The organism is Sphingomonas sp. UBA978 (assembly GCF_002292295.1).
Taxonomy (GTDB): domain Bacteria; phylum Pseudomonadota; class Alphaproteobacteria; order Sphingomonadales; family Sphingomonadaceae; genus Sphingomonas.
Map to the genome: position 1 here is coordinate 323,867 of NZ_DBBS01000020.1, position 20,554 is coordinate 344,420.

Sequence of the window (20,554 nt, forward strand, 5' to 3'; positions counted from 1 at the left end):
CGGGGTCCGCGCCATCCTAGATGGGCTGCAAAGGAGAATATCGATGGCTACCAAGGCAATTACCGACGCCAGCTTCGACAGCGACGTGCTCAAGGCCGACGGCCCCGTGCTCGTCGATTTTTGGGCGGAATGGTGTGGCCCGTGCAAGATGATCGGGCCGAGCCTCGAGGAGCTGTCCGAGGAATTGGGTGAGCAGGTGACGATCGCCAAGCTCAACATCGACGAAAATCCCGACGCGCCAGGCCGTTATGGCGTGCGCGGCATTCCGACGATGATCCTGTTCAAGGGCGGTGCACCCGCCGCGACCAAGGTCGGTGCCGAGCCCAAGGGCCGGCTGAAGGCGTGGCTCGAAGGCGCGCTGGCGTAATCGCCTTTCCATGAACGCCCCTTCCCTCAAGGGGAGGGGCTTATTCTTTATCTCAGTCGAACAGCGCCTTCGCCGCCTGTTCCCACAGCGCCGGTGACGCCGCGGCGATCATGCCCTGGCGCTGGTCGCCGACGCGATAGTCGGTGCCGTCGGGCCGGCGGACGACGCCGCCCGCCTCGCGGAGGAACAGCGATCCGGGTGCATGATCCCAGGGCAGCGTCTTCTGGAAGAGCGCGACGTCGTTGGTCCCGAGCACCAGCCGTGGGTATTGCTCCGCGGCGCAACGCGGCATTGGCGTGACCGTGAACGCCATCTCCGCCCGGGCGATCAGCGCCACCCGCGCCGCATCGTCAAGATGATAGGTGGCGATCACCGACGACGGCCGCGCCGCGCCGCTCGGTCGCGTATGGACGCGGGCACCGTCGATATAGGCGCCGCCGCCCAGCACGGCATGGCATAGCCGGTCGCTCACCGGATCGAGGATCCAGCCCGCCTGCGTCTCGCCGTCCGTGACCAACGCGATCATGATGCCGAAGGTCGCGATGCCGCTCGCATAATTGTTGGTGCCGTCGATCGGATCGATGATCCACACCGCGCCGCGATCGATACCGTCGACCAGCGCCGCGTCCGCCGCCACCGCTTCCTCGCCGACCACGCGGATCGCGGGATCGAGCGCCGCCAGCCCCGCGGTCAGCGCCGCTTCGCTCAGCCGGTCGGCGACGGTGACCATGTCGTCCGAGGCCTTCTCCTCGATCTCGTCCGCGGCGAGGTTGCGGAAGCGGGGCATGACGATGTCCGCCGCCACCCTCCGCATCAGCACGACGACGGCGTCATGGTGCCGGTGCTGCATGTCAGCTCCTGTAATCGGCGTTGATCGAGATATAGCCGTGGGTCAGGTCGCAGGTCCAAACCGTCGCCTCGCCATCGCCGAGGCCGAGGTCGACGCCGATCTCGACCTCTTGCCCCTTCAGATGCGCGGCGACCGGCGCTTCGTCATAGCCCTCGACCGCAAGGCCGTCGCGCGCCACCTGCGTCTCGCCGAAGCGGATCGACAGCCGGTCGCGCTCGGCCGGTTCGCCCGCCTTGCCGACCGCCATGACGACGCGGCCCCAATTGGCGTCCTCACCGGCGATCGCGGTCTTCACCAGCGGCGAATTGGCGATCGACATGGCGATGCGGTGCGCGCTGCGGTCGCTTTCCGCGCCGGTGACCGCGATCTCGATCAGCTTGGTCGCGCCCTCGCCATCGCGCACCACCAGCAGCGCCAGTTGCCCACAAAGGTCGGCGAGCGCCGCGGCAAAGGCGTCCGCGCCGTCGCTGTCCGGGCCCGTCAGCGGCGCATTGCCCGCCGCGCCGGTCGCGAAGGCGAGCACCGTGTCGCTGGTCGAGGTGTCGCCGTCGACGGTGATGCACGAAAAGGTATTGCGGTTGGCGGCGTTCATCGCGGCCTGCAGGAAGCCGGGCTCGACCGCGGCGTCGGTGAAGACGAAGCCGAGCATCGTCGCCATGTCCGGCGCGATCATCCCCGAGCCTTTGATGATGCCGACCAGCGTCACCGTCCGCCCGTCGACGATCGCGGACGTCGTCGCGCCCTTGGGATAGGTGTCGGTGGTGCCGATCGTCTCGGCCGCCGCCTGCCAGTCGCACGGGCTGGCCGCATAGGCGGCGTCGAGCCCCGCCTCCGCCTTGTCGATCGGCAGCGGCACGCCGATGACGCCGGTCGAGGCGACGAACACGTCGGACGGCTGGCAGCTGAGATGCTGCGCGGTGCGCGCGGCGATCGCCTCGACTGCGGTGCGCCCGCGATGGCCGGTGAAGGCGTTCGAATTGCCCGCATTGACCACCAGCGCGCGGGCGGCGCCGAGGGTCAGCGCCTTGCGGCACCATTCGACTTCGGGCGAGGGGCAACGGCTCTGCGTCAGCACGCCGGCGACGGTCGTCCCTTCGGCGAGCGTCACGAAGGTGAGGTCGCAGCGATCCCACGTCTTGTAATGCGCGCGTGCGACATGCGGCACGACGCCGGGGATGGCGGGCAGGGCGGGAAAGGGGGTGGCGAGCGGCGAGATGGACGAGGACATGGCGGTGCCATAGGCCGGTTCCGAGACGCTTCCAAGACAGCGCGCGGATGGTGGATCGGGCCGTGGCGGTGGCGAGCGAGGTCGGTTGATCGCGCCATTCGGGCATCGTGGCGCTACACGCGCAGTGGACGCGCCCGCCGGTCCGCCTTATGGCCGGGGCCGTGAACCTGCTGCTGCTCCTGTCCGCGCTGCTGTCCGCCATCACCGGCGGGGCATCGGCGATGCGCGCGCCGACGGCGGCGCATGCGGTTGCGACCGCCGCCGCAGCGGTGCGGGCGGAGGTCCGCTCGGCGCGGATCGCCAGCCGTCCGCAGCAGCCGCTGCCGACGCTTGCACAGGCGTCCGTGCCGTCCGTGCCCGTCCTGCTGCCGCTGGTCGCGATCGAATCGCTCTACGCGAGTCGCCGGCGCGAATAGCGCGCACCCGACGTTGCACCGGCTGCGGCCGATCAATCAATCCGTGACCAACGACGCTGCGCGCCCCCGTGATCGACCGGGCCGCGCGCTCTCCAGATCCAGGAATACGCTTATGTTCGGCGGCATTGCCAAGTCCCTGTTCGGTTCGTCCAACGACCGGTACGTCAAATCCCTCAACCCGCTCGTGGCGAAGATCGCCGCGTTCGAGCCGACGCTGCAGGCGCTGTCCGACGAGCAGCTCGCCGCGCAGACCACCAAGTTCCGCGAGCAGTTGGCGAACGGCACCAAGCTCGACGACCTGCTGCCCGAAGCCTTTGCGACGGTGCGCGAGGCAGCGGTGCGCGTGCTCGGCATGCGGCATTTCGACGTGCAGATGATCGGCGGCATCGTCCTCCATCGCGGCGAGATCGCCGAGATGCGCACCGGCGAGGGCAAGACGCTGGTGGCGACGCTCGCCACCTATCTCAACGCGCTGCCCGGCGACGGCGTCCATGTCATCACCGTCAACGACTATCTCGCCGCGCGCGATGCGGAATGGATGGGGCAGGTGTATCGCTTCCTCGGCCTGACCGTCGGCACGATCATCCCCAACCTGACCGACGAACAGCGCCGCGCCGCCTACAACAGCGACATCACCTATGGCACGAACAACGAGTTCGGCTTCGATTACCTGCGCGACAACATGAAGTACGAGCGCAGCGCGATGACCCAGCGCGCCTTCGCCATGGCGATCGTCGACGAGGTCGATTCGGTGCTGATCGACGAGGCGCGCACGCCGCTCATCATCTCGGGGCCCACCGACGACAAGTCGGAGCTGTACATGAGCGTCGATGCGATCGTGAAGCAGCTGAACGACGACGATTACGAGAAGGACGAGAAGCAGAAGTCGATCATCCTGACCGAGAGCGGCACCGAGCGGATCGAGCGGATGCTGGAGGCGGCGGGCCTGCTGGAGGGCGCGAACCTCTACGATTTCGAAAACACGCAGGTCGTCCACCACGTCAACCAGTCGCTGCGTGCGAACATGATGTTCAAGGCGGACACCGATTATATCGTCAAAGACGGTAAGGTCGTCATCATCGACGAATTCACCGGCCGTATGATGGACGGGCGCCGCTGGTCTGACGGCCTGCACCAGGCGGTTGAGGCGAAGGAGGGCGTCAATATCGAGCCCGAGAACCAGACGATGGCCTCGATCACCTTCCAGAACTATTTCCGCATGTACCCCAAGCTGTCGGGCATGACCGGTACCGCGGCGACCGAGGCGGCGGAATTCTACGACATTTACAAGATGAACGTCGTCACCATCCCGACCAACGTCGGCGTCCGCCGCGTCGACGAGGAGGACGAATTCTACAAGGACACCAACGACAAGTTCCGCGCGATCGCCAAGAAGATCCGCGAGCACGCCTCGCTCGGCCAACCGGTGCTGGTCGGCACGGTGTCGATCGAGAAGTCCGAACTGCTCAGCGAATTCCTGACGCAGGAGGGCGTCGAGCATAAGGTGCTGAACGCGCGCTACCACGAGATGGAGGCGCATATCGTCGCGCAGGCCGGCCGCAAGTCGGCGGTGACGATCGCCACCAACATGGCGGGCCGCGGCACCGACATCAAGCTCGGCGGCAACCTCGAATTCCGCATGCTCGACGAGCATCCCGAATTCGACGAGGGCACGCCCGATTACGAGGCGATCGCCGCGCGCATCCGCGACGAGATCGAGGTGGAGAAGCAGGAGGTGCTCGCCGCGGGCGGTCTGTTCGTGCTCGGCACCGAGCGGCACGAATCGCGCCGCATCGACAACCAGCTGCGCGGCCGTTCGGGCCGCCAGGGTGATCCCGGCCTGTCGCGCTTCTACCTCAGCCTCGACGACGACCTGCTGCGTATCTTCGGGCCGGACACTTTGTTCGCCAAGATGATGCGCAACAATATCGAGGACGGCGAGGCGATCGGCAGCAAGTGGCTGTCGAAGGCGATCGAGACCGCGCAGAAGAAGGTCGAGGCGCGCAACTACGACGTCCGCAAGCAGGTCGTCGAATATGACGACGTGATGAACGACCAGCGCAAGGTCATCTACGAACAGCGCGCCGACATTATGGACGCCGATGCGGTCGGCGACGTCGTCAGCGACATGCGCGCCGAGACGGTCAATGTCATCGTCGGCGGCGCGTGCCCGCCCAATTCCTATCCCGAGCAATGGGACATCGCCGGCATGAAGACCGGCCTCGCCGAAATCCTCAACCTCGACGTGCCGGTCGACGACTGGCTGAAGGAAGATGCGATCGACCCGGAGGTGGTCGAGGAGCGCGTCCGCGAGGCCGCCGACGCCGCAATCGCCGCCAAGGCGACCGAGCTGGACCCCGAGACGTGGACGCAGGTCGAAAAGTCGATCCTGCTCCAGAACCTCGACCATCACTGGAAGGAGCATCTGGCGACGCTGGATGCGCTGCGTCAGGTGGTTCACCTGCGCGCCTATGCGCAGAAAACGCCGATCAACGAATACAAGCAGGAGGCGTTCTCTCTGTTCCAGCGCATGCTCGATGCAATCCGCGAGGATGTGACCAAGACGATCGCGCATGCGCAATTCCAGCTGCAGGCGCCGCCGGAGCTGCCCGAGCTGCCGGACTTCATCACGACGCACTTCGATCCGTTCACCGGCGAGGACAATTCGAACGACATCGACGCCGGCACGATGGGCCGGATCACGACGCAGATGCCGCCGCTCCAGATGATGCAGCCCGACGTGCCGAGCGAGCTCGGCGACAATCCGGAGCATTGGGACGGCCGCGTCAACCGCAACGCCCCATGCCCGTGCGGGTCGGGCCGCAAGTACAAGCATTGCCACGGTGCGGTGACCGCCTGAGCGGGGGCTCACCTGACCGCATAACGAAAAAGGCCGGATCACCCTGCGGTGACCCGGCCTTTTTCATGCGAGACGCGATCGGTTTACTTCGGCAGAACGACGCTCGGCCCGATGCTGTCGACGACCGCGCGGGCGTTGAACGCGCGCAGATTGTCGCGCGGGATCGGACCCTTGCGCATCACGATCTCCGCGGTCGCTTCATAGCGGTCGATCGTGCGGATATCGAAGTCGTTGCCCCAAGGACCGAAGCCGCCGCCGAACCACGGGTCCCAGCTGCGCCAGCCGAAGCCACGGCCATAATAGCGCCACGACGGACCCCAATAGCCGCCGAAGCCGCCATAGCCGAAGCCGGGGGTGCTATAGGTGCGCGATTGCAGGTCGGTGTCGCGATTGGCCATGACGAAATAGTCGTAGCCGCTCTGCAGCGTCAGCTCCGCGGCACGGAACAGCAGATAGCGCTCGACCGTGTCGCGCGAGGTGACGCTGTTGCCAGCGAAGCTGACGAGGAAGCGGTTCGGTTCGACCTGACGATCGCTATAGCCGGTACGGTTGAAGCCCTGTCCGGTAGCGGGGCGGTATGTGGTTTCGGTCGCGCAGCCCGCGACCATCAGGGTGGAGGCGGCGAGGGCCGCGACCACAGCCTTGCGGCCTAGATGCATCATCACTCCAATTCTCCATTCGCTCGCGGATGCGGCGAACCGTGGCGCGTCTAACCCATCACAGTGGAACGAGCGATGAACGACTTGGCTCCGTCAGGCAACGGCTTGCCGCGCGTCATTCGCCGATCAGGTGGAGCGCCAGCGTCCGGCGGTGCGGGCTGGTGCGGTGTTCGAACAGATAGAGGCCCTGCCACGTGCCGAGCGCCATCGCGCCGTTCATCACCGGTATCGACAGCTGAACGCCGGTCAGTGCGGTCTTGAGATGGGCAGGCATGTCGTCCGGCCCCTCGTCGTCATGCTCATAGGCGCGGCTTTCCGGGGCAAGGCGATTGAAATAGGCCTCCATGTCGCGGCGCACCGCGGGCGCGGCATTCTCCTGGATCACCAGCGCTGCCGAGGTGTGCCGACAAAAGATCGTCAGCAGGCCGTCGCGCAGGCCCTGTTCGCGCAGCCAGTCCTGAACCGTCGCGGTGATCTCCACCAGCCCCTGTCGTCGCGTGTCCACCGCCACCATGCCGAGCGCCTGTCGCATCACCACCCCTTTGCTGCGTCGCGCCATCAACCAACGGCGACGCGATCGCGATCCGTCGTCGCGCCGCGGGCAGTCAGCTGTCGAGGGCGAGCGCCGCGATCGCGGCGGCGTTGAGCGTGCGGCGGGCGCTCGGCTCCGGGCCTTCGAGCACCAGATAGGCGGACGCCTGCGCCGCGCCATCGAGCCGGCGCCAGCGTTCGATACATTCATGCACCGACGCCCGCCACGGCTGATGGATCGAGGCGACGAGCTGTGCGGAAAGGATACGGGGCGACGGGTTCACCGGGCGGGTCCAGGGCAAGAGGGCGTGATCTGGTCACCCCCCTATACAGGAGCCGCTAGCGTCCCGTTAACATCGCTGTGGGGGAGGGCGGGTCAGCCCGACTGGCGCTCGCCGGCATCGCTTTTGCGGCCGGTCACCGCCATCAGCACCGGCACCGCCAGCAAGGCCGCGGCCATCGCGCCGATCGCCACTTCCCGAAAGATCATCATGCATCGCCCTCCAGCGGGAGCGTCAGCGCTCCTCGTCATGGTGCCGATGATGTCGGGTTGTACGAAGGGCTGCAAGCGCAAACTGATAGGCGCGCCCTAAGTCACTGACGATGCTGGAGGAAATGGCTCCCTGAGTAGGATTCGAACCTACGGCCGCTCGATTAACAGTCGAGAGCTCTACCGCTGAGCTATCAGGGAACGTCGTCGTGGAGGGGGTCTATACCCGGCAAAAATCGCGATGCAACCCCGTTGTCATGCTTTTTCGAAGGTTCGGGACCGGAAAGGCGATCAGGCGACGAACTGCTCCATCGTGATGCGATCGTCGAGCGCGTGTTCGGGGTCGAACAGCAACGTGAGCTCGCGCGCGCGATCGATCCCGATCGCCACTTCGGCGACGTCGCGGAATTCGCGCTGGTCTGCAACGGCCGACACCGGCCGCTTCGCGCCGTCGAGCACACGCAGCGAGATGCGCGCCTTGTCGGGCAGTATCGCACCCCGCCAGCGGCGCGGGCGGAACGGGCTGATCGGGGTTAGCGCGAGCATGTTGGAACCCAGCGGCAGGATCGGGCCCTGCGCGGACAGGTTATAGGCGGTGGAGCCTGCCGGGGTCGCGACGAGGATGCCGTCGCAGGCGAGTTCGGGCATGACGATGCGATCGTTGACCGACACCTCCAGCTTTGCGGTCTGGCGCGTCTCGCGGAGCAGCGACACCTCGTTGATCGCGGGCGCGTGATGGATGCGCCCGTCCATTCCGGTCACCGTCGCGGCGAGCGGCGTGACCTTGAACGGCTTGGCACGGTCGAGGCGCTCGCCGATGCCGTGGCGGCGCCATTCGTTCATCATGAAACCGACCGTGCCCAGGTTCATGCCGAACACGGGCACCGTCGGTCGCCGTCGGTCGAGCAGGCCGTGCAGCGTCTGGAGCATGAATCCATCGCCGCCCAGCGCGATGATGACGTCCGCGTCGGCGGGGTCGACCCAGTCGGCGGCGTCCGCCAGCTCGGCCGCCGCTGCCTGTGCCGGCGCGGTGGGCGAGGCGACCAGCGCCCGCCGCTCGTACTGGCTCATCCGCCGGTGACGCTCATGTGCCGCGACACCGCCGGCGCCGCGCCCGCCTCGATCCGGAAATCGTGGCGCGCGGGCTTGCGGAGCAGGCCGCGATCGATCGCCGCGTCCAGCCCGACGATGCCGCCGTCGCGCAGCGCACCCTTGAGGTCGACCTGGTCCTCATGGCCGAGGCACAGGTACAATTTGCCCTCGGTGGTCAGCCGTACGCGGTTGCAGCCGTCGCAAAAATTCGCGGTGAGCGGAGAGATCAGGCCGAGCTTCGTCCCCGTCCCCTCGACGCGCCAGTAGCGGGCCGGGCCGCCGGTGCGGTGCGCGTCGCGGACCAGTGGGAATCGCGTCTTGAGATGCTCGAACACGCGGGTCAGCGGGACGAAGCGGTCGGTCCGGTCCTCGTCGATCGCGCCGAGCGGCATCGTCTCGATCAGCGACAGGTCGTGACCCTCGTCGATGCACCATTGTAGCATCGCCGGGATCTCGTCCTCGTTCAGCCCGGCGAGCGCGACCATGTTGATCTTCACCGCCAGCCCCGCGGTCTTGGCGGCGGCGATACCGCCGAGCACCTGCGCGACGTCGCCATGGCGGGTGATGTAGCGGAAGCGATCGGCATCGAGGCTGTCGAGACTGACGTTGATCCGACGGATGCCGGCGTCCGCCATCGCCTGCGCATACACGTCGAGCCGTGTCGCATTGGTCGTCATCGTCAGCTCGTCGAGGCCGGCGCCGACATGCCGCCCCAGTCGCCGCATCAGATCGCCGACGTCACGACGCACCAGCGGTTCGCCGCCCGACAGCCGAATCTTGGTCACCCCGCGCGCGATGAAGCGTTCGGCGATGATCGCGATCTCGTCGAGGCTCAACAATTTGGCGCGCGGCAGGAAGGTCATCTGCTCGGCCATGCAATAGCGGCAGCGCAGGTCGCAGCGGTCGGTGACGGATATGCGCAGATAGCGGATGGTGCGACCCTGGGGGTCTACGAGCGGCGGATCGACCGGGCGGTCGACCAGCGGCTGATCGGATTGGGGAAGGACGCTGGTCATGTCTAGGAGCTAGGCGGTCAACCGTCCGCCGACAAGTCCGTTCCATCTGCGGTACGATGGCGACCGTCTCCATTGCCGGTTAACGGTCTGCGGCCTAGGTTCAAGTCGATGAAAGACCAGGCCGACCGCAGGACGCTGTTCATCGTGTCGGCCCGCGCGGGCGACGCGCTTGCCGCCAGCGCACGCGACGCCGGATGGCGCACGATCATCGATGGTGGTGGCGAGGATGTCGCCGCGCGCGCGCTGGCGAGCCGGGCCGAGGTGCTGTTGGTCGACGCGCGTCGCGATGGGGTGGACGACGTGCAGGCGCTGGGCGGTCTGGCCGCGGCGACGGGATGCGCGCTGATCGCGCTGACCGACGACAGCGCCAAGCTGGACGAGGTGCACGCCGCCGGCGCTACCGATTTCCTGATCGATCGCGGCGATGCCGACGAGCTGCGCCAGACGATCCGCTTCGCCGCGCGCCCGTCGCTGCGCGACCAGAACGAGCGGCGCGGCCCCAGCTTCGGCGACAGCGTCGATCCGGCGGACATGGGCGAATGGATCGATGCGCGGCTGCGGGCCGGCGAGCATGTCGGCGTCTCGATCATCGCGCTGTCGCGGCTCGATATCCTCAATGCCGCGCGCGGTCGCGCGGCGGGCGATGCGCTGATTGCGGAGGCGCGCGTGCAGGTGGAGGCGGTGGTGCGGGCGCTGCTCGGCCCCGCGGCGATCATCAACGCGCCCGGTGGCGGCGACATGATCGTCGCCTCCGCCGCATCGCCGGCCGTGCTCGCCCGCCTCGCCGCCGCGCTGGATGCCGCGCTGGCGCGTCCGCTGGCGATCGGCGGACGGCTGGCGGTGCTCGGCAGCCGCTGGGGCATGGCGGAAAGCGGCACGGCGGACGATGCCGCCAGCCTGTTGCGCCGCGCCGGCGAGGCTCTGGTCGCGGCCAAGGCGAGCGATGGCGCGACGGTACGCGTCGCCGGTCCCGAAGGCGCCGCCCCGCTCGATTCGCTGGCGATCGACCTGCACCTCGCGATCGAGCGCGGCGAGATCGACGTGCTGTTCCAGCCGCAGGCGCCGATCGACGGCCGCCATGTGACGGGGGTGGAGGCGCTGGCGCGCTGGCGGCACGGCCGGCTCGGCCCGCTCGGTGCCGATGCCCTGTTCGCCGCGGCGGACCGCGCCGATCTGGGCATCGCTCTGTCCGATCATATCCAGGAACTGGTGCTGGCGCGGGTCGCGCGCTGGCCGCGACCGCTGGCGGGGCTGCGCATCTCGCTCAACCTCACCGCCAGCGACCTCGGCCGACCCGGTTTCGCGGCGCTGTTCCTGGATCGCGTCGCGGCGAGCGGCGTGCCGTTCGACCGGCTGACGGTGGAGATCACCGAAACCGGGGCGATCCGCAATCTGGAGGCCGCCGCCGCGGTGCTCGCCGCGCTGCGTCAGGCGGGTGTCCGCGTGGCGCTCGACGATTTCGGCACCGGCTATTCCAGCCTTGCCTATCTGACCGCCCTGCCGCTCGACTATCTCAAGCTCGACAAGGCGCTTGCCTGCGGGATCGAGGCGACGCCGCGGCATCGCGGCGTGATCCGCGCGGTGATGACGCTGGCGCGCTCGCTCGGGCTGGAGGTGATCGCCGAGGGGATCGAGACGGAGGCGCAACGCGCACTGCTGGCGGCGGAGGGATGCGCCTTCTATCAGGGGTTCCTGCTGGCCGAACCGCTGGACGAGGCGGCGTTGACTGCGTTGATGGAGACGGAACGATGCTGATCCTGCCGCTGTTGCTGACGATCGTCGCGCCCGCGGCCGAGGTGCCGGAGGCGGCGATCCGCGCGGCGATGGAGGACAGCGCGGCCGGCTGGAGCACGGGCGACATGGCGCGTTTCCTCGCCATCTATGCCGACGAGGCCGTCTTCGTCACCAAGGACGGCCTCGTCCGCGGCAAGGCGGCGATCGCCGCGCGCTACGACCGGAACTATGGCGCGGACGCGGCAAAGCGCGGGCGGCTGTCGTTCCGGATGCTCGGCTTCCGGCGTATCGATGCGACGCACCAGATGGTCTGGGCGCGCTGGACGCTGGATTACGACGGCGGCAAGCAGTTCGGCGGCATGACTTCGCTGCTGTTCGCGCGGCAGGCCGGCGGCTGGAAGATCGTCTCCGACCACAGCAGCTGAACCGGCCTGCGCGCGCGGCTCACCCAGCCGCCTTCGCCAGCCCCTTCGACAATTGCAGCGCCCCGTGCAGCCGCGACTTGGCGTCGGGCCAGGCGCGTTGCAGCACCAGCTTGCTGTCGGGGCGCAGCTTGGCGACGCCGTTCAGCCGGTCGACATAGGCGAGCAGGCCCGCCACGTTCGGCGGCGTATCGTCGTGGAAGGCGACCAGCACGCCGCGCGGGCCGACGTCCATCTTGGCGATGCAGGCCTTTCGCGCGTTCAACTTTATCATGATGACGCTGATGAGGTTTTCGGTCGCATCGGGCAGCGGGCCGAAGCGGTCGATCATCTCGGCGGCGAACGCCTCGATCTCGCGATGCTCGTCCAGTTCGTTGAGGCGACGATAGAGGCCCATGCGCAGGTCGAGGTCCGGCACGTAATCGTCGGGGATCAGGATCGGCGCATCGACGGTGATCTGCGGGCTGAAGTCGCGCGGGCGGGTGGCGAGGCCGCCGGCCTTGGCGTCCATGATCGCCTCTTCCAGCATCGCTTGATAGAGCTCGTAGCCGACCTCTTTGATATGCCCCGATTGTTCGTCGCCGAGCAGGTTGCCGGCGCCGCGGATGTCGAGGTCGTGGCTGGCGAGCTGGAAGCCGGCGCCGAGCGAATCGAGGTCGGACAAGACCTTGAGCCGCTTCTCCGCCGTTTCGGTCATCTGCCGTTCCGGCGGGGTGACGAGATAGGCATAGGCGCGGGTCTTCGACCGGCCGACGCGGCCGCGCAGCTGGTACAATTGCGCAAGGCCGAAGCGGTCGGCACGGTTGACGATGATCGTGTTGGCGGACGCGATGTCGATGCCGCTCTCGATGATCGTGGTGGAGACGAGCACTTCGAACTTCTTGTCGTAGAAGGCGCTCATCCGCTCCTCGACCTCGGTCGGGCTCATCTGGCCGTGCGCGACGACGTAGCGGATCTCGGGCACCTCGTTGCGGAGGTATTCCTCGAGATCGGGCAGATCGGCGACGCGGGGGGTGACGATGAAGCTTTGCCCGCCGCGATAATGTTCGCGCAGCAGCGCCTCGCGCAGCACGACCGGGTCCCAGGGGATGACATAGGTGCGCACCGCGAGGCGATCGACGGGCGGGGTCTGGATCACCGACAGCTCGCGGATGCCGCTCATCGCCATCTGCAAGGTGCGCGGGATCGGCGTCGCGGTCAGCGTCAGCATGTGCACGTCCGCCCGCAGCGCCTTCAGCCGTTCCTTGTGGGTGACGCCGAATCGCTGTTCCTCGTCGACGATGACGAGCCCCAGCCGCTTGAAGTCGATGTTCTTCGCCAGCAGCGCATGGGTGCCGATCACGACGTCGACGGTGCCGCCGGCCAGCCCTTCCTTGGTCGCCTTCGCCTCGCCCGCCGGGACGAGCCGCGACAGGCGCCCCATGTTCATCGGGAAGCCTTCGAACCGCGTCGTGAAATTGTTGTAATGCTGGCGCGCCAGCAACGTCGTCGGGCAGACGACGGCGACCTGCTTGCCCGCCATCGCAGCGACGAAGGCGGCGCGAAGCGCGATCTCGGTCTTGCCGAAGCCGACGTCGCCGACGATCAGCCGGTCCATCGGCTTGCCCGCCGACAGGTCGCCGAGCACGTCGTCGATCGCGCGGTCCTGATCGTCCGTCTCGGCATAGGGGAAGCGATCGACGAAGCTGGGATAGCCGCTGGCGTCGGGTTCCAGCACGTCGCCGGGGTGGAGCGCGCGCTCGGCGGCGGTCTTGATGAGCTCGCCCGCGATCTCGCGGATGCGCTCCTTCATCCGCGACTTGCGGCGCTGCCATGCCTCGCCGCCCAGACGGTCGAGCGACGCGCCTTCCTCGTTCGAGCCGTAGCGCGATAGGACCTCGAGATTCTCGACCGGCACGAACAATTTGTCGCCGCCGGCATATTCGACCGCGACGCAATCGTGCGGACTCTTGCCGACCGGGATCGAGGTCAGGCCGAGATATTTGCCGATGCCATGGTCGGAATGGACGACGAGGTCGCCCGGGGTCAGCGCCGCGAGTTCGGCGAGGAAGGCGTCGGCGGATTTCTTGCGCTTGGCGCGGCGCACCAGCCGGTCGCCGAGCATGTCCTGTTCGGTCAGCACCGCGACGTCGGGCGCGGTGAAGCCGTGGTCGAGCGGCAGCACGACCAGCGCGACGCCGGCGCTCTTCGCCGTATCGGCGACGCCGAGCGCCTCCTGCCAGCTGTCCGCCGCCTTGCCGCCGTGGAGGCCGTGGTCCTTGAGCAGATTGCCGAGCCGTTCGCGCGCGCCGACCGAATAGCTGGCGAGGACCGGCTTCTTGCCCGCCTTGCGCAGCGCCTTGAGGTGGTCGACCACCGCTTCGTAGACGTTGGCGCTCGCCGAGCGTTCCGGACCGAAGTCGCGCGGGCCGTCGACCCCGAAATCGAGGACGGTGGCGCTTTCGGGCTCGTGGAACGGCGTCGTCAGATGCGCATGACCCGCGTCGAGGCCGGCGGCCCATTCCTTCGCGTCAAGGTACAGGGATTTCGCCGCGAGCGGGCGATAGCTGCCGGGCTGCGCAGCCTCGGCGCGCTGGCGGTTCTCGTAATAGTCCGCGATCGATTCCATCCGCGCATCGGCGGCGCCGGTCACGCCGAAGTCGCGGACGATGACGTCGTCGGCGGAAAGATGGTCGAACAGGGTGGCGAGCTTGTCCTCGAACAGCGGCAGCCAATGTTCCATGCCGGCCAGCCGTCGCCCGTCGCTGATCGCCTGATAGAGCGGGTCGCCGGTCGCGGTCGCGCCGAACTTGTCGCGGTAGCGGCTGCGGAAGCGCTTGATCGATTCCTCGTCGAGCAGGGCCTCGGAGGCGGGGAGCAGGGTGAAGCCCTCGACCCGCCCGGTGGTGCGCTGGTCCTCGGGGCTGAAGGTGCGGACCGTCTCGATCTCGTCGCCGAAGAAGTCGAGGCGCAGCGCCTGTTCCTCGCCGCTCGGATACAGGTCGACGATGCCGCCGCGGACGGCATATTCGCCCTGGTCGTGGACGGTTTCGGTGCGGACATAGCCGTTCGCCTGCAACAGCCGGGCGAGGTCGTCGCGGTCGATGCGCGCGCCCGGCTCCAGCGTCGCGACGAGCTGGCGGATGCGGAACGGGGTCAGCACGCGCTGGGTTGCCGCATTCGCCGTCGTCAGGAACAGCTGCGGGCCCCTGGCCTTTTGTTGCAGGCGATAAAGCGCGGCGATGCGCTCAGCCATGATCCGCAGCGTCGGGCTGGCGCGATCATAGGGCAGGCAGTCCCAGGCCGGGAAGCTGACGATTTCCAGCTCGGGCGCGAAGAAGGCGGCGGTGGCGGCGATCGCCCGCATCGCGGCGTCGTCGGGCGCGATGAAGACGGCGCGACCGCCCTTGCCGGAATGCGCGGCGGCGCGCGCGAGATCGGCGAGCAGCGCGGGTTGGAACCCGGCGGGGGCGCCCGACAGGGTGAGCGGGGCCTTGGCGCCGAGGATGGTCTTCAGGTCGGGCATTTTATCGTTTTCCAACATGCTCACCATCCCGTCGTCATTCCCGCGAAGGCGGGAATCCATACGGGCTGGCCTGTCGCCTCAATCGCTGCCGTCACGCTTATGGATTCCCGCCTGCGCGGGGATGACGGGAACGGGGCGGGGGCGGATTGTGCCGTGTTACCCGTTCAGCGCGGCACCGGCACGTAGCTCAGCGAGCGCATCGCTTCCATCATCGGTCCGTCCCATTCGGGCGGGCAGGGCAGCGATCCGATCGCCCAGCCCATGATGTCGACGTCCTGCTCCTCCAGCAGCGCCTCGAACCAGTCGAGCTGGTCCGGGGTCCAGCCGGCGCCATGCGCGTCGAAGAAGCCGCCGATCATCAGATCGGCCTCCTTGGTGCCGCGATGCCAGCTGCGGAACTTCAGGCGTTTGAGGCGGATGGCGTGATCCATGCGGGCGTCCCATGCAAAGCGCCCGGTAACCGCTGGCGGCGGTTACCGGGTCGGGTATAGCGGTCATGTAGTCATGCGCCCCGATATCCTCAATCCGCTGTTCGCCGAAGTCACCGCCCTGAAGGGCGTCGGCCCCGCGCTCGCCAGGCCGCTCGACCGGCTGGGGCTGGCGCGCGTCGTCGACGTCGCCTTTCACCTCCCGAGCGGCTGGATCGACCGGTTGCCGCGCGAGGAACTCGACATGGCCGACGCCGGCCGCGTCATCGCGATCACGCTGACCCCGCGCGACTATCGCACCGGCAGCGGGCGCGGGCCGACGCGGGTGCAGGCGACCGACGCCAAAGGCAATGTCGTGTCGCTCGTCTATTTCGGCGGATCGTCGGGCTGGGTGAAGAAGCTGCTGCCGCTGAACGAACCGCGCCGGGTGTCGGGCAAGCTCGAAAGCTATGGCGAGACGCTGCAGATCATCCACCCTGACATTGCCGGTGCAGGGGGGGGCGAACCGGACGAACCGTTCCGCGAGCGCGAGGCGATCTATCCGCTGTCGGAGGGGCTGACCTCGCGCCGGCTCGGCGGGTTCGCCGCGCAGGCGCTGGAGCGCGCGCCCGACCTGCCCGAGTGGATCGAGCCGGGGCTGAAGTCGAAGCGCGGCTGGCCCGACTGGCGCGCGGCGTTGCAGCGGATCCACGACGACCCCGCCGACAAGATCGCGCGCGAGCGGCTGGCCTATGACGAGATCTTCGCCAACCAGCTGGCGATGACCCTGGTCCGTGCCGACACGCGCAAGCGGCGCGGGCGGGCGCTGGTCGGCGATCGCCGGCTGCGCGACCTGCTGCGGCTGCCCTATGCGCCGACCGGCGCGCAGTCGCGGTCGGTGGCAGAGATCGAGGGCGACCTCGCGCAGACCGCGCCGATGCTGCGACTTCTGCAGGGCGATGTCGGTTCGGGCAAGACGCTGGTCGCGGCGATGGCGCTGCTGATCGCGGTGGAGGCAGGCGCGCAGGGGGCGATGCTGGCGCCGACCGAAATCCTTGCGCGCCAGCATTACGAGACGCTGCGCAAGATGCTGTCCGGCCTGCCGCTCAACATCGCGGTGCTGACCGGGCGCGACAAGGGCAAGGCGCGCGAGGCGACGCTGATGGCGCTCGCGGCGGGCGAAATCGACATCCTGGTCGGCACGCATGCGATCTTTCAGGAGGCGGTCGGCTATCGCGATCTCGCGCTGGTCGTGGTCGACGAGCAGCATCGCTTTGGCGTCGCCGAACGGATGATGCTGCAGGCCAAGGGCAAGGCGCCGCCGCACCTGCTGGCGATGACCGCGACGCCGATCCCGCGCACGCTGACGCTGGCGCAGTATGGCGAGATGGACGTCAGCCGGCTCGACGAGATGCCGCCGGGCCGCGAGCCGATCGAGACGCGGGTGGTGTCGGAGGACCGGCTGGACGAGGTGGTCAATGCGATCGGTCGCCATATGGCCGACGGCGGCCAGGCCTATTGGGTGTGCCCGCTGGTCGAGGAGAGCGAGAAGAGCGATCTCGCCGCCGCGGAGATGCGCGCCGAATCGTTGCGCGCGCGCTTCGGCGACCGGATCGGCGTCGTCCACGGGCGGATGAAGCCCGCCGAAAAGGACTCCGTGATGGAGGCGTTCGCGGGCAACCGGCTGAGCGTGCTGGTCGCGACGACGGTGATCGAGGTCGGCGTCGACGTGCCGAATGCCACGCTGATCGTGATCGAACATGCCGACCGCTTCGGCCTCGCCCAGCTCCACCAGCTACGCGGCCGGGTCGGGCGGGGCGGGGGCCTGTCGCGCTGCCTGCTGCTGCGCGGCAATGCGCTGAGCGAGACGTCGCGCGCGCGCCTGGCGCTGATGCGCGAAACCAACGACGGCTTCCGCATCGCGGAGGAGGATCTGCGGCTGCGCGGCGGCGGCGAACTGCTGGGAACGCGCCAGTCGGGGGAGGCGACGTTCCGGCTCGCCTTGCCCGAGATGCTCGGCGACCTGTTGCAATGCGCGCAGGACGATGCGCGCTTGCTGATCGATCGCGACGGCGGGCTGGAGGGGCCGCGCGGGCAGGCGGCGCGGGTGGCGCTGTATCTGTTCGACCGCGATGCCGGCGTGGCGCTGCTGCGATCGGGCTGAGCGTTCCTCCGATCGGGCTGACCGATCAGCCGCCCATCGCGGCGAGCACCGCATGGTAGCGATTCGCAGGGATCGGCTTTTCGAGCTGACAGCCGATTCGGCCGCCGAGCGCCCAGCGCACCGCCGCCTGCATCTCGCCGACCAGCGGCAGCTGGATGCGCAGCCATTCGCCCGCACTGACCGGCACGTCGCTGCGAATCATCAGCCCCTGCGGCGACAGGTTGACGATCAGCACCGGCACCGTCCGCCGGTCCGCCAGCGTCACGCGGCTGCGATGATGCACCTCGTCGCGCGGTTCGGCACGATCATCGACCGAGAACGAAGCTCCTGGGGCCAAGACGCAACTCCTTATGGTCCCGACGCCGGACCATTTCGGACTTTTTTACGTCCAACCCGTTTACAGAGACTTACCGGGACGGGTTGAGCAGGCCGTGGTTCTTCTTGCCGGCGGAGATCCGCACCGGCTCGCTCCCGACCGGAATCGCCAGCGCGTCGTCGTCGACGCGGTCGCCATTCACCTTCGCGCCGCCGCCCGCGACGAGCCGGCGCGCCTCGCCCTTCGACTTGGCAAAACCGAGCGCGATCAGCGCATCGACGATGCCGATCGATCCGCCGTCGACGGTGATCGCGGGCAGGGCATCGCCGCTGCCCCCTTCCTCGAAGGTGCGGCGCGCGGTTTCGGCCGCCTGCTCCGCCGCGTCCTGACCACGGCACATCGCCGTCGCCGCATTGGCGAGCACCTTCTTCGCCTCGTTGATCCCGGCGCCCTCGCGCGCTTCCAGCGCGGCGATCTCGTCCAGCGGCAGGTCGGTGAACAGCCGCAGGAAGCGGCCGACGTCGCGATCGTCGGTGTTGCGCCAGAACTGCCAGTAGTCGAAGTGCGACAGCTGGTCCTCGTGCAGCCAGACCGCGCCGGCCATGGTCTTGCCCATCTTGCCGCCGTCCGCAGTGGTGATGAGCGGCGTGGTGACGCCGAACACCTCGGCCCCGTCCATCCGGCGTGCCAGTTCGATGCCGTTGACGATATTGCCCCATTGATCGCTGCCGCCCATCTGCAACCGGCAGCCGGCGCGGCGCGACAATTCCAGGAAGTCATAGGCCTGGAGGATCATGTAATTGAATTCGAGGAAGCTGAGCGACTGTTCGCGGTCGAGCCGCAGCTTGACCGAATCGAAGCTGAGCATCCGGTTGACGCTGAAATGCTGGCCGACGTCGCGCAGGAACGGGATATATTCCAGCGCGTCGAGCCATTCGGCATTGTCGAGCATCACCGCATCGGTGGGGCCGTCACCGAAGATCAGGAAGCGTTCGAAGATCCGCTTGATCGACGCGACATTGGCCTTGATGCCCTCTTCGCCGAGCAGCTTGCGCGCCTCGTCCTTGAAGCTCGGGTCGCCGATCTTGCCGGTGCCGCCGCCCATCAGCACGATCGGCTTGTGGCCGGTCTGCTGGAGGCGGCGCAGCAGCATGATCTGGACGAGGCTGCCGACGTGCAGCGACGGCGCGGTCGGATCGAAGCCGATATAGCCCGGCACGACCTGCTTCGCCGCGAGCGCATCCAGCGCGGTCGCGTCGGTCAGCTGGTGGATATAGCCGCGCGAGGCGAGCGTGCTGAGCAGGTCGGACTGGTACGTCATGCGCGCCGGTTAGCAAGCGCAGCGGGCGACGTCACCTGTCGACGCGCGGGTCAGCGGCGCGGCAGCTGCCCGAGCGGATCGACCGGCGTGCGGCCCCTGCGCAGCTCGAAATGCACCTCGGGCCGGTCGGCGAATCCGGAATCGCCCGACAGCGCGACCGTCTGGCCGCGCTTCACGCTCTGGCCGCGCTGGACGAGCAGCTTGCTGGCGTGGCCGTAGACGCTGGTCCAGCCGTTGCCGTGGCGGACGATGACGAGCCCGCCCAGCGCCGCGATGCCGTCGCCGGCATAGGCGACCACGCCGTCCGCGGTCGCGTGGATCGGGGTCGCGACCGGCACCGCGATCTTGATCCCGTCGTTGCGCTCGCCGCTCTTGCCGGGGCCGAAGCGGCGGACGACCTGTCCGTCGGCGGGCCAGACGAAGCCGCCCTGCAACCGCGCCGGCGCCGCGACCACCGCGGTCGGCGGCAGCACCCGGCGCGGGCTCGTCACCGGTTTGGCGGGCGCCTGGCGCGGTGCGGGCGCCGGTTCGCCGCCGGTCAGGATGTCGTCGATGTCGAGGCGGAAGGCGGCGGCGCGATCGGCACGGCTCGGTGGCTGCGCCGGATCGCCGGGGATCAGCACCCGCTGTCCGGCGCGCAGCACATAGGGTTCCGCGAGCTGGTTGGCGCCGACGATCCGCGACCATTCGACGCCATAGGCCCGCGCGATGGCGATGCCCGTCTCGCCCGGACGGACGAGGTGATAGCGGCCGCCGGGGATCGCCAGCGTCTGGCCGGTGCGGATGGTGAAGGGCGGCGCCAGTCCGTTGGCGCGCGCGATCGCCTCCGACGCGGCGCCCGTGCGCTCGGCGACGCGGCGCAGCGAATCGCCCGGGGCGACGGTGTAGGTCTGGCTGGCGACGACCTGCGCGTCCGGGCGCACCGGCCGCGCCTCCCACGCCGGCCGTGCGGTGCGCGGCATCGCGACGTCGCCGCGCTCGACCATGTCGCGGCCGGGGATGTCGTCGGCCGGCCGGTTCGGGGACGGCGTCGCGGCCTGAGGCGGATCGCGCCGCGGCGGCGGGGCCGCGCCGTCATAGGTCGGCGCATAGTCGCCGCCGTCGATGCTCGGGATGCAGCCGGACAGCGTCAGCGTGGCCAGCGCCGTGCAGCCGATGATCCGCCAGCCTCGCATC

The 20,554-nt window shown here is 68.5% G+C and carries 18 protein-coding genes and 1 tRNA gene; 6 read left to right on the top strand and 13 right to left on the bottom strand.

Annotated elements, in window-relative coordinates:
• Nucleotides 1-43: 43 nt before the first annotated feature.
• Entirely contained in the window at nucleotides 44-367 is a 324-nt protein-coding gene (trxA, locus tag B2515_RS14050; protein WP_293877298.1) for a thioredoxin TrxA, read from the top strand.
• Between the two features lie 52 nt (nucleotides 368-419).
• Here trxA and B2515_RS14055 read toward each other — a convergent pair whose 3' ends face one another.
• Together B2515_RS14055 and argJ are read right to left on the bottom strand one after the other, a co-directional pair.
• Nucleotides 420-1,217, bottom strand: coding sequence for an inositol monophosphatase family protein (locus B2515_RS14055; protein ID WP_293877300.1), 798 nt, complete (start codon nucleotides 1,215-1,217; stop codon nucleotides 420-422).
• A gap of 1 nt (nucleotide 1,218) precedes the next feature.
• On the bottom strand, nucleotides 1,219-2,445 hold the full coding sequence (argJ, locus tag B2515_RS14060) for a bifunctional glutamate N-acetyltransferase/amino-acid acetyltransferase ArgJ (RefSeq protein ID WP_293877302.1): 1,227 nt from the start codon (nucleotides 2,443-2,445) through the stop codon (nucleotides 1,219-1,221).
• A gap of 161 nt (nucleotides 2,446-2,606) precedes the next feature.
• On the opposite strand from argJ, the gene B2515_RS14065 reads away from it, so the two are divergent.
• Together B2515_RS14065 and secA are read left to right on the top strand one after the other, a co-directional pair.
• Nucleotides 2,607-2,861, top strand: a complete 255-nt coding sequence (locus B2515_RS14065; RefSeq protein ID WP_293877304.1) for a hypothetical protein — start codon at nucleotides 2,607-2,609, stop codon at nucleotides 2,859-2,861.
• A 112-nt stretch (nucleotides 2,862-2,973) separates the two neighbouring features.
• Nucleotides 2,974-5,721, top strand: a complete 2,748-nt coding sequence (gene secA, locus B2515_RS14070; protein ID WP_293877306.1) for a preprotein translocase subunit SecA — start codon at nucleotides 2,974-2,976, stop codon at nucleotides 5,719-5,721.
• Between the two features lie 83 nt (nucleotides 5,722-5,804).
• Here secA and B2515_RS14075 read toward each other — a convergent pair whose 3' ends face one another.
• From B2515_RS14075 to moaA, 6 genes are all read right to left on the bottom strand, one after another.
• Nucleotides 5,805-6,383 carry a CC0125/CC1285 family lipoprotein gene (locus B2515_RS14075; RefSeq protein ID WP_293877307.1) on the bottom strand — a complete coding sequence of 193 codons (579 nt, stop codon included), beginning with the start codon at nucleotides 6,381-6,383 and terminating at the stop codon, nucleotides 5,805-5,807.
• Nucleotides 6,384-6,495: 112 nt separating this feature from the next.
• A complete protein-coding gene (locus B2515_RS14080) occupies nucleotides 6,496-6,912 on the bottom strand; it encodes a secondary thiamine-phosphate synthase enzyme YjbQ (protein ID WP_293877657.1) in 417 nt (138 codons plus the stop codon).
• 73 nt (nucleotides 6,913-6,985) lie between these two features.
• Nucleotides 6,986-7,195, bottom strand: coding sequence for a hypothetical protein (locus tag B2515_RS14085; RefSeq protein WP_293877308.1), 210 nt, complete (start codon nucleotides 7,193-7,195; stop codon nucleotides 6,986-6,988).
• A gap of 332 nt (nucleotides 7,196-7,527) precedes the next feature.
• Nucleotides 7,528-7,602: transfer RNA gene (locus B2515_RS14090), tRNA-Asn, on the bottom strand.
• A gap of 90 nt (nucleotides 7,603-7,692) precedes the next feature.
• Nucleotides 7,693-8,472 (bottom strand): NAD kinase, encoded by a 780-nt coding sequence (locus B2515_RS14095; protein ID WP_293877309.1) that lies wholly within the window; start codon nucleotides 8,470-8,472, stop codon nucleotides 7,693-7,695.
• Complete coding sequence (gene moaA, locus B2515_RS14100; protein ID WP_293877310.1) at nucleotides 8,469-9,509, bottom strand: GTP 3',8-cyclase MoaA; 1,041 nt, start codon at nucleotides 9,507-9,509, stop codon at nucleotides 8,469-8,471. The genes B2515_RS14095 and moaA overlap by 4 nt, the downstream gene beginning before the upstream one ends.
• Before the next feature lie 108 nt (nucleotides 9,510-9,617).
• Between moaA and B2515_RS14105 the strand changes: the two genes are divergently transcribed.
• Together B2515_RS14105 and B2515_RS14110 are read left to right on the top strand one after the other, a co-directional pair.
• Nucleotides 9,618-11,264, top strand: a complete 1,647-nt coding sequence (locus tag B2515_RS14105) for an EAL domain-containing protein (protein ID WP_293877312.1) — start codon at nucleotides 9,618-9,620, stop codon at nucleotides 11,262-11,264.
• Nucleotides 11,258-11,668 carry a YybH family protein gene (locus tag B2515_RS14110; RefSeq protein WP_293877314.1) on the top strand — a complete coding sequence of 137 codons (411 nt, stop codon included), beginning with the start codon at nucleotides 11,258-11,260 and terminating at the stop codon, nucleotides 11,666-11,668. The genes B2515_RS14105 and B2515_RS14110 overlap by 7 nt, the downstream gene beginning before the upstream one ends.
• 19 nt (nucleotides 11,669-11,687) lie before the next feature.
• On the opposite strand, the gene mfd is transcribed toward B2515_RS14110, so the two are convergent.
• A complete protein-coding gene (gene mfd, locus B2515_RS14115) occupies nucleotides 11,688-15,170 on the bottom strand; it encodes a transcription-repair coupling factor (protein WP_293877316.1) in 3,483 nt (1,160 codons plus the stop codon).
• Between the two features lie 164 nt (nucleotides 15,171-15,334).
• Nucleotides 15,335-15,601 (bottom strand): succinate dehydrogenase assembly factor 2, encoded by a 267-nt coding sequence (locus B2515_RS14120; protein WP_293877318.1) that lies wholly within the window; start codon nucleotides 15,599-15,601, stop codon nucleotides 15,335-15,337.
• Between the two features lie 73 nt (nucleotides 15,602-15,674).
• On the opposite strand from B2515_RS14120, the gene recG reads away from it, so the two are divergent.
• On the top strand, nucleotides 15,675-17,741 hold the full coding sequence (gene recG, locus B2515_RS14125) for an ATP-dependent DNA helicase RecG (RefSeq protein ID WP_293877320.1): 2,067 nt from the start codon (nucleotides 15,675-15,677) through the stop codon (nucleotides 17,739-17,741).
• Nucleotides 17,742-17,766: 25 nt separating this feature from the next.
• On the opposite strand, the gene B2515_RS14130 is transcribed toward recG, so the two are convergent.
• The 3 genes from B2515_RS14130 to B2515_RS14140 all read right to left on the bottom strand — a co-directional run bounded on the left by B2515_RS14130 (nucleotide 17,767) and on the right by B2515_RS14140 (nucleotide 20,553).
• Nucleotides 17,767-18,078 carry a PilZ domain-containing protein gene (locus tag B2515_RS14130; protein WP_293877322.1) on the bottom strand — a complete coding sequence of 104 codons (312 nt, stop codon included), beginning with the start codon at nucleotides 18,076-18,078 and terminating at the stop codon, nucleotides 17,767-17,769.
• A 70-nt stretch (nucleotides 18,079-18,148) separates the two neighbouring features.
• Entirely contained in the window at nucleotides 18,149-19,378 is a 1,230-nt protein-coding gene (gene tyrS, locus B2515_RS14135) for a tyrosine--tRNA ligase (protein ID WP_293877324.1), read from the bottom strand.
• Between the two features lie 50 nt (nucleotides 19,379-19,428).
• Nucleotides 19,429-20,553, bottom strand: coding sequence for a M23 family metallopeptidase (locus B2515_RS14140; protein ID WP_293877326.1), 1,125 nt, complete (start codon nucleotides 20,551-20,553; stop codon nucleotides 19,429-19,431).
• Between the last annotated feature and the right edge of the window lies 1 nt (nucleotide 20,554).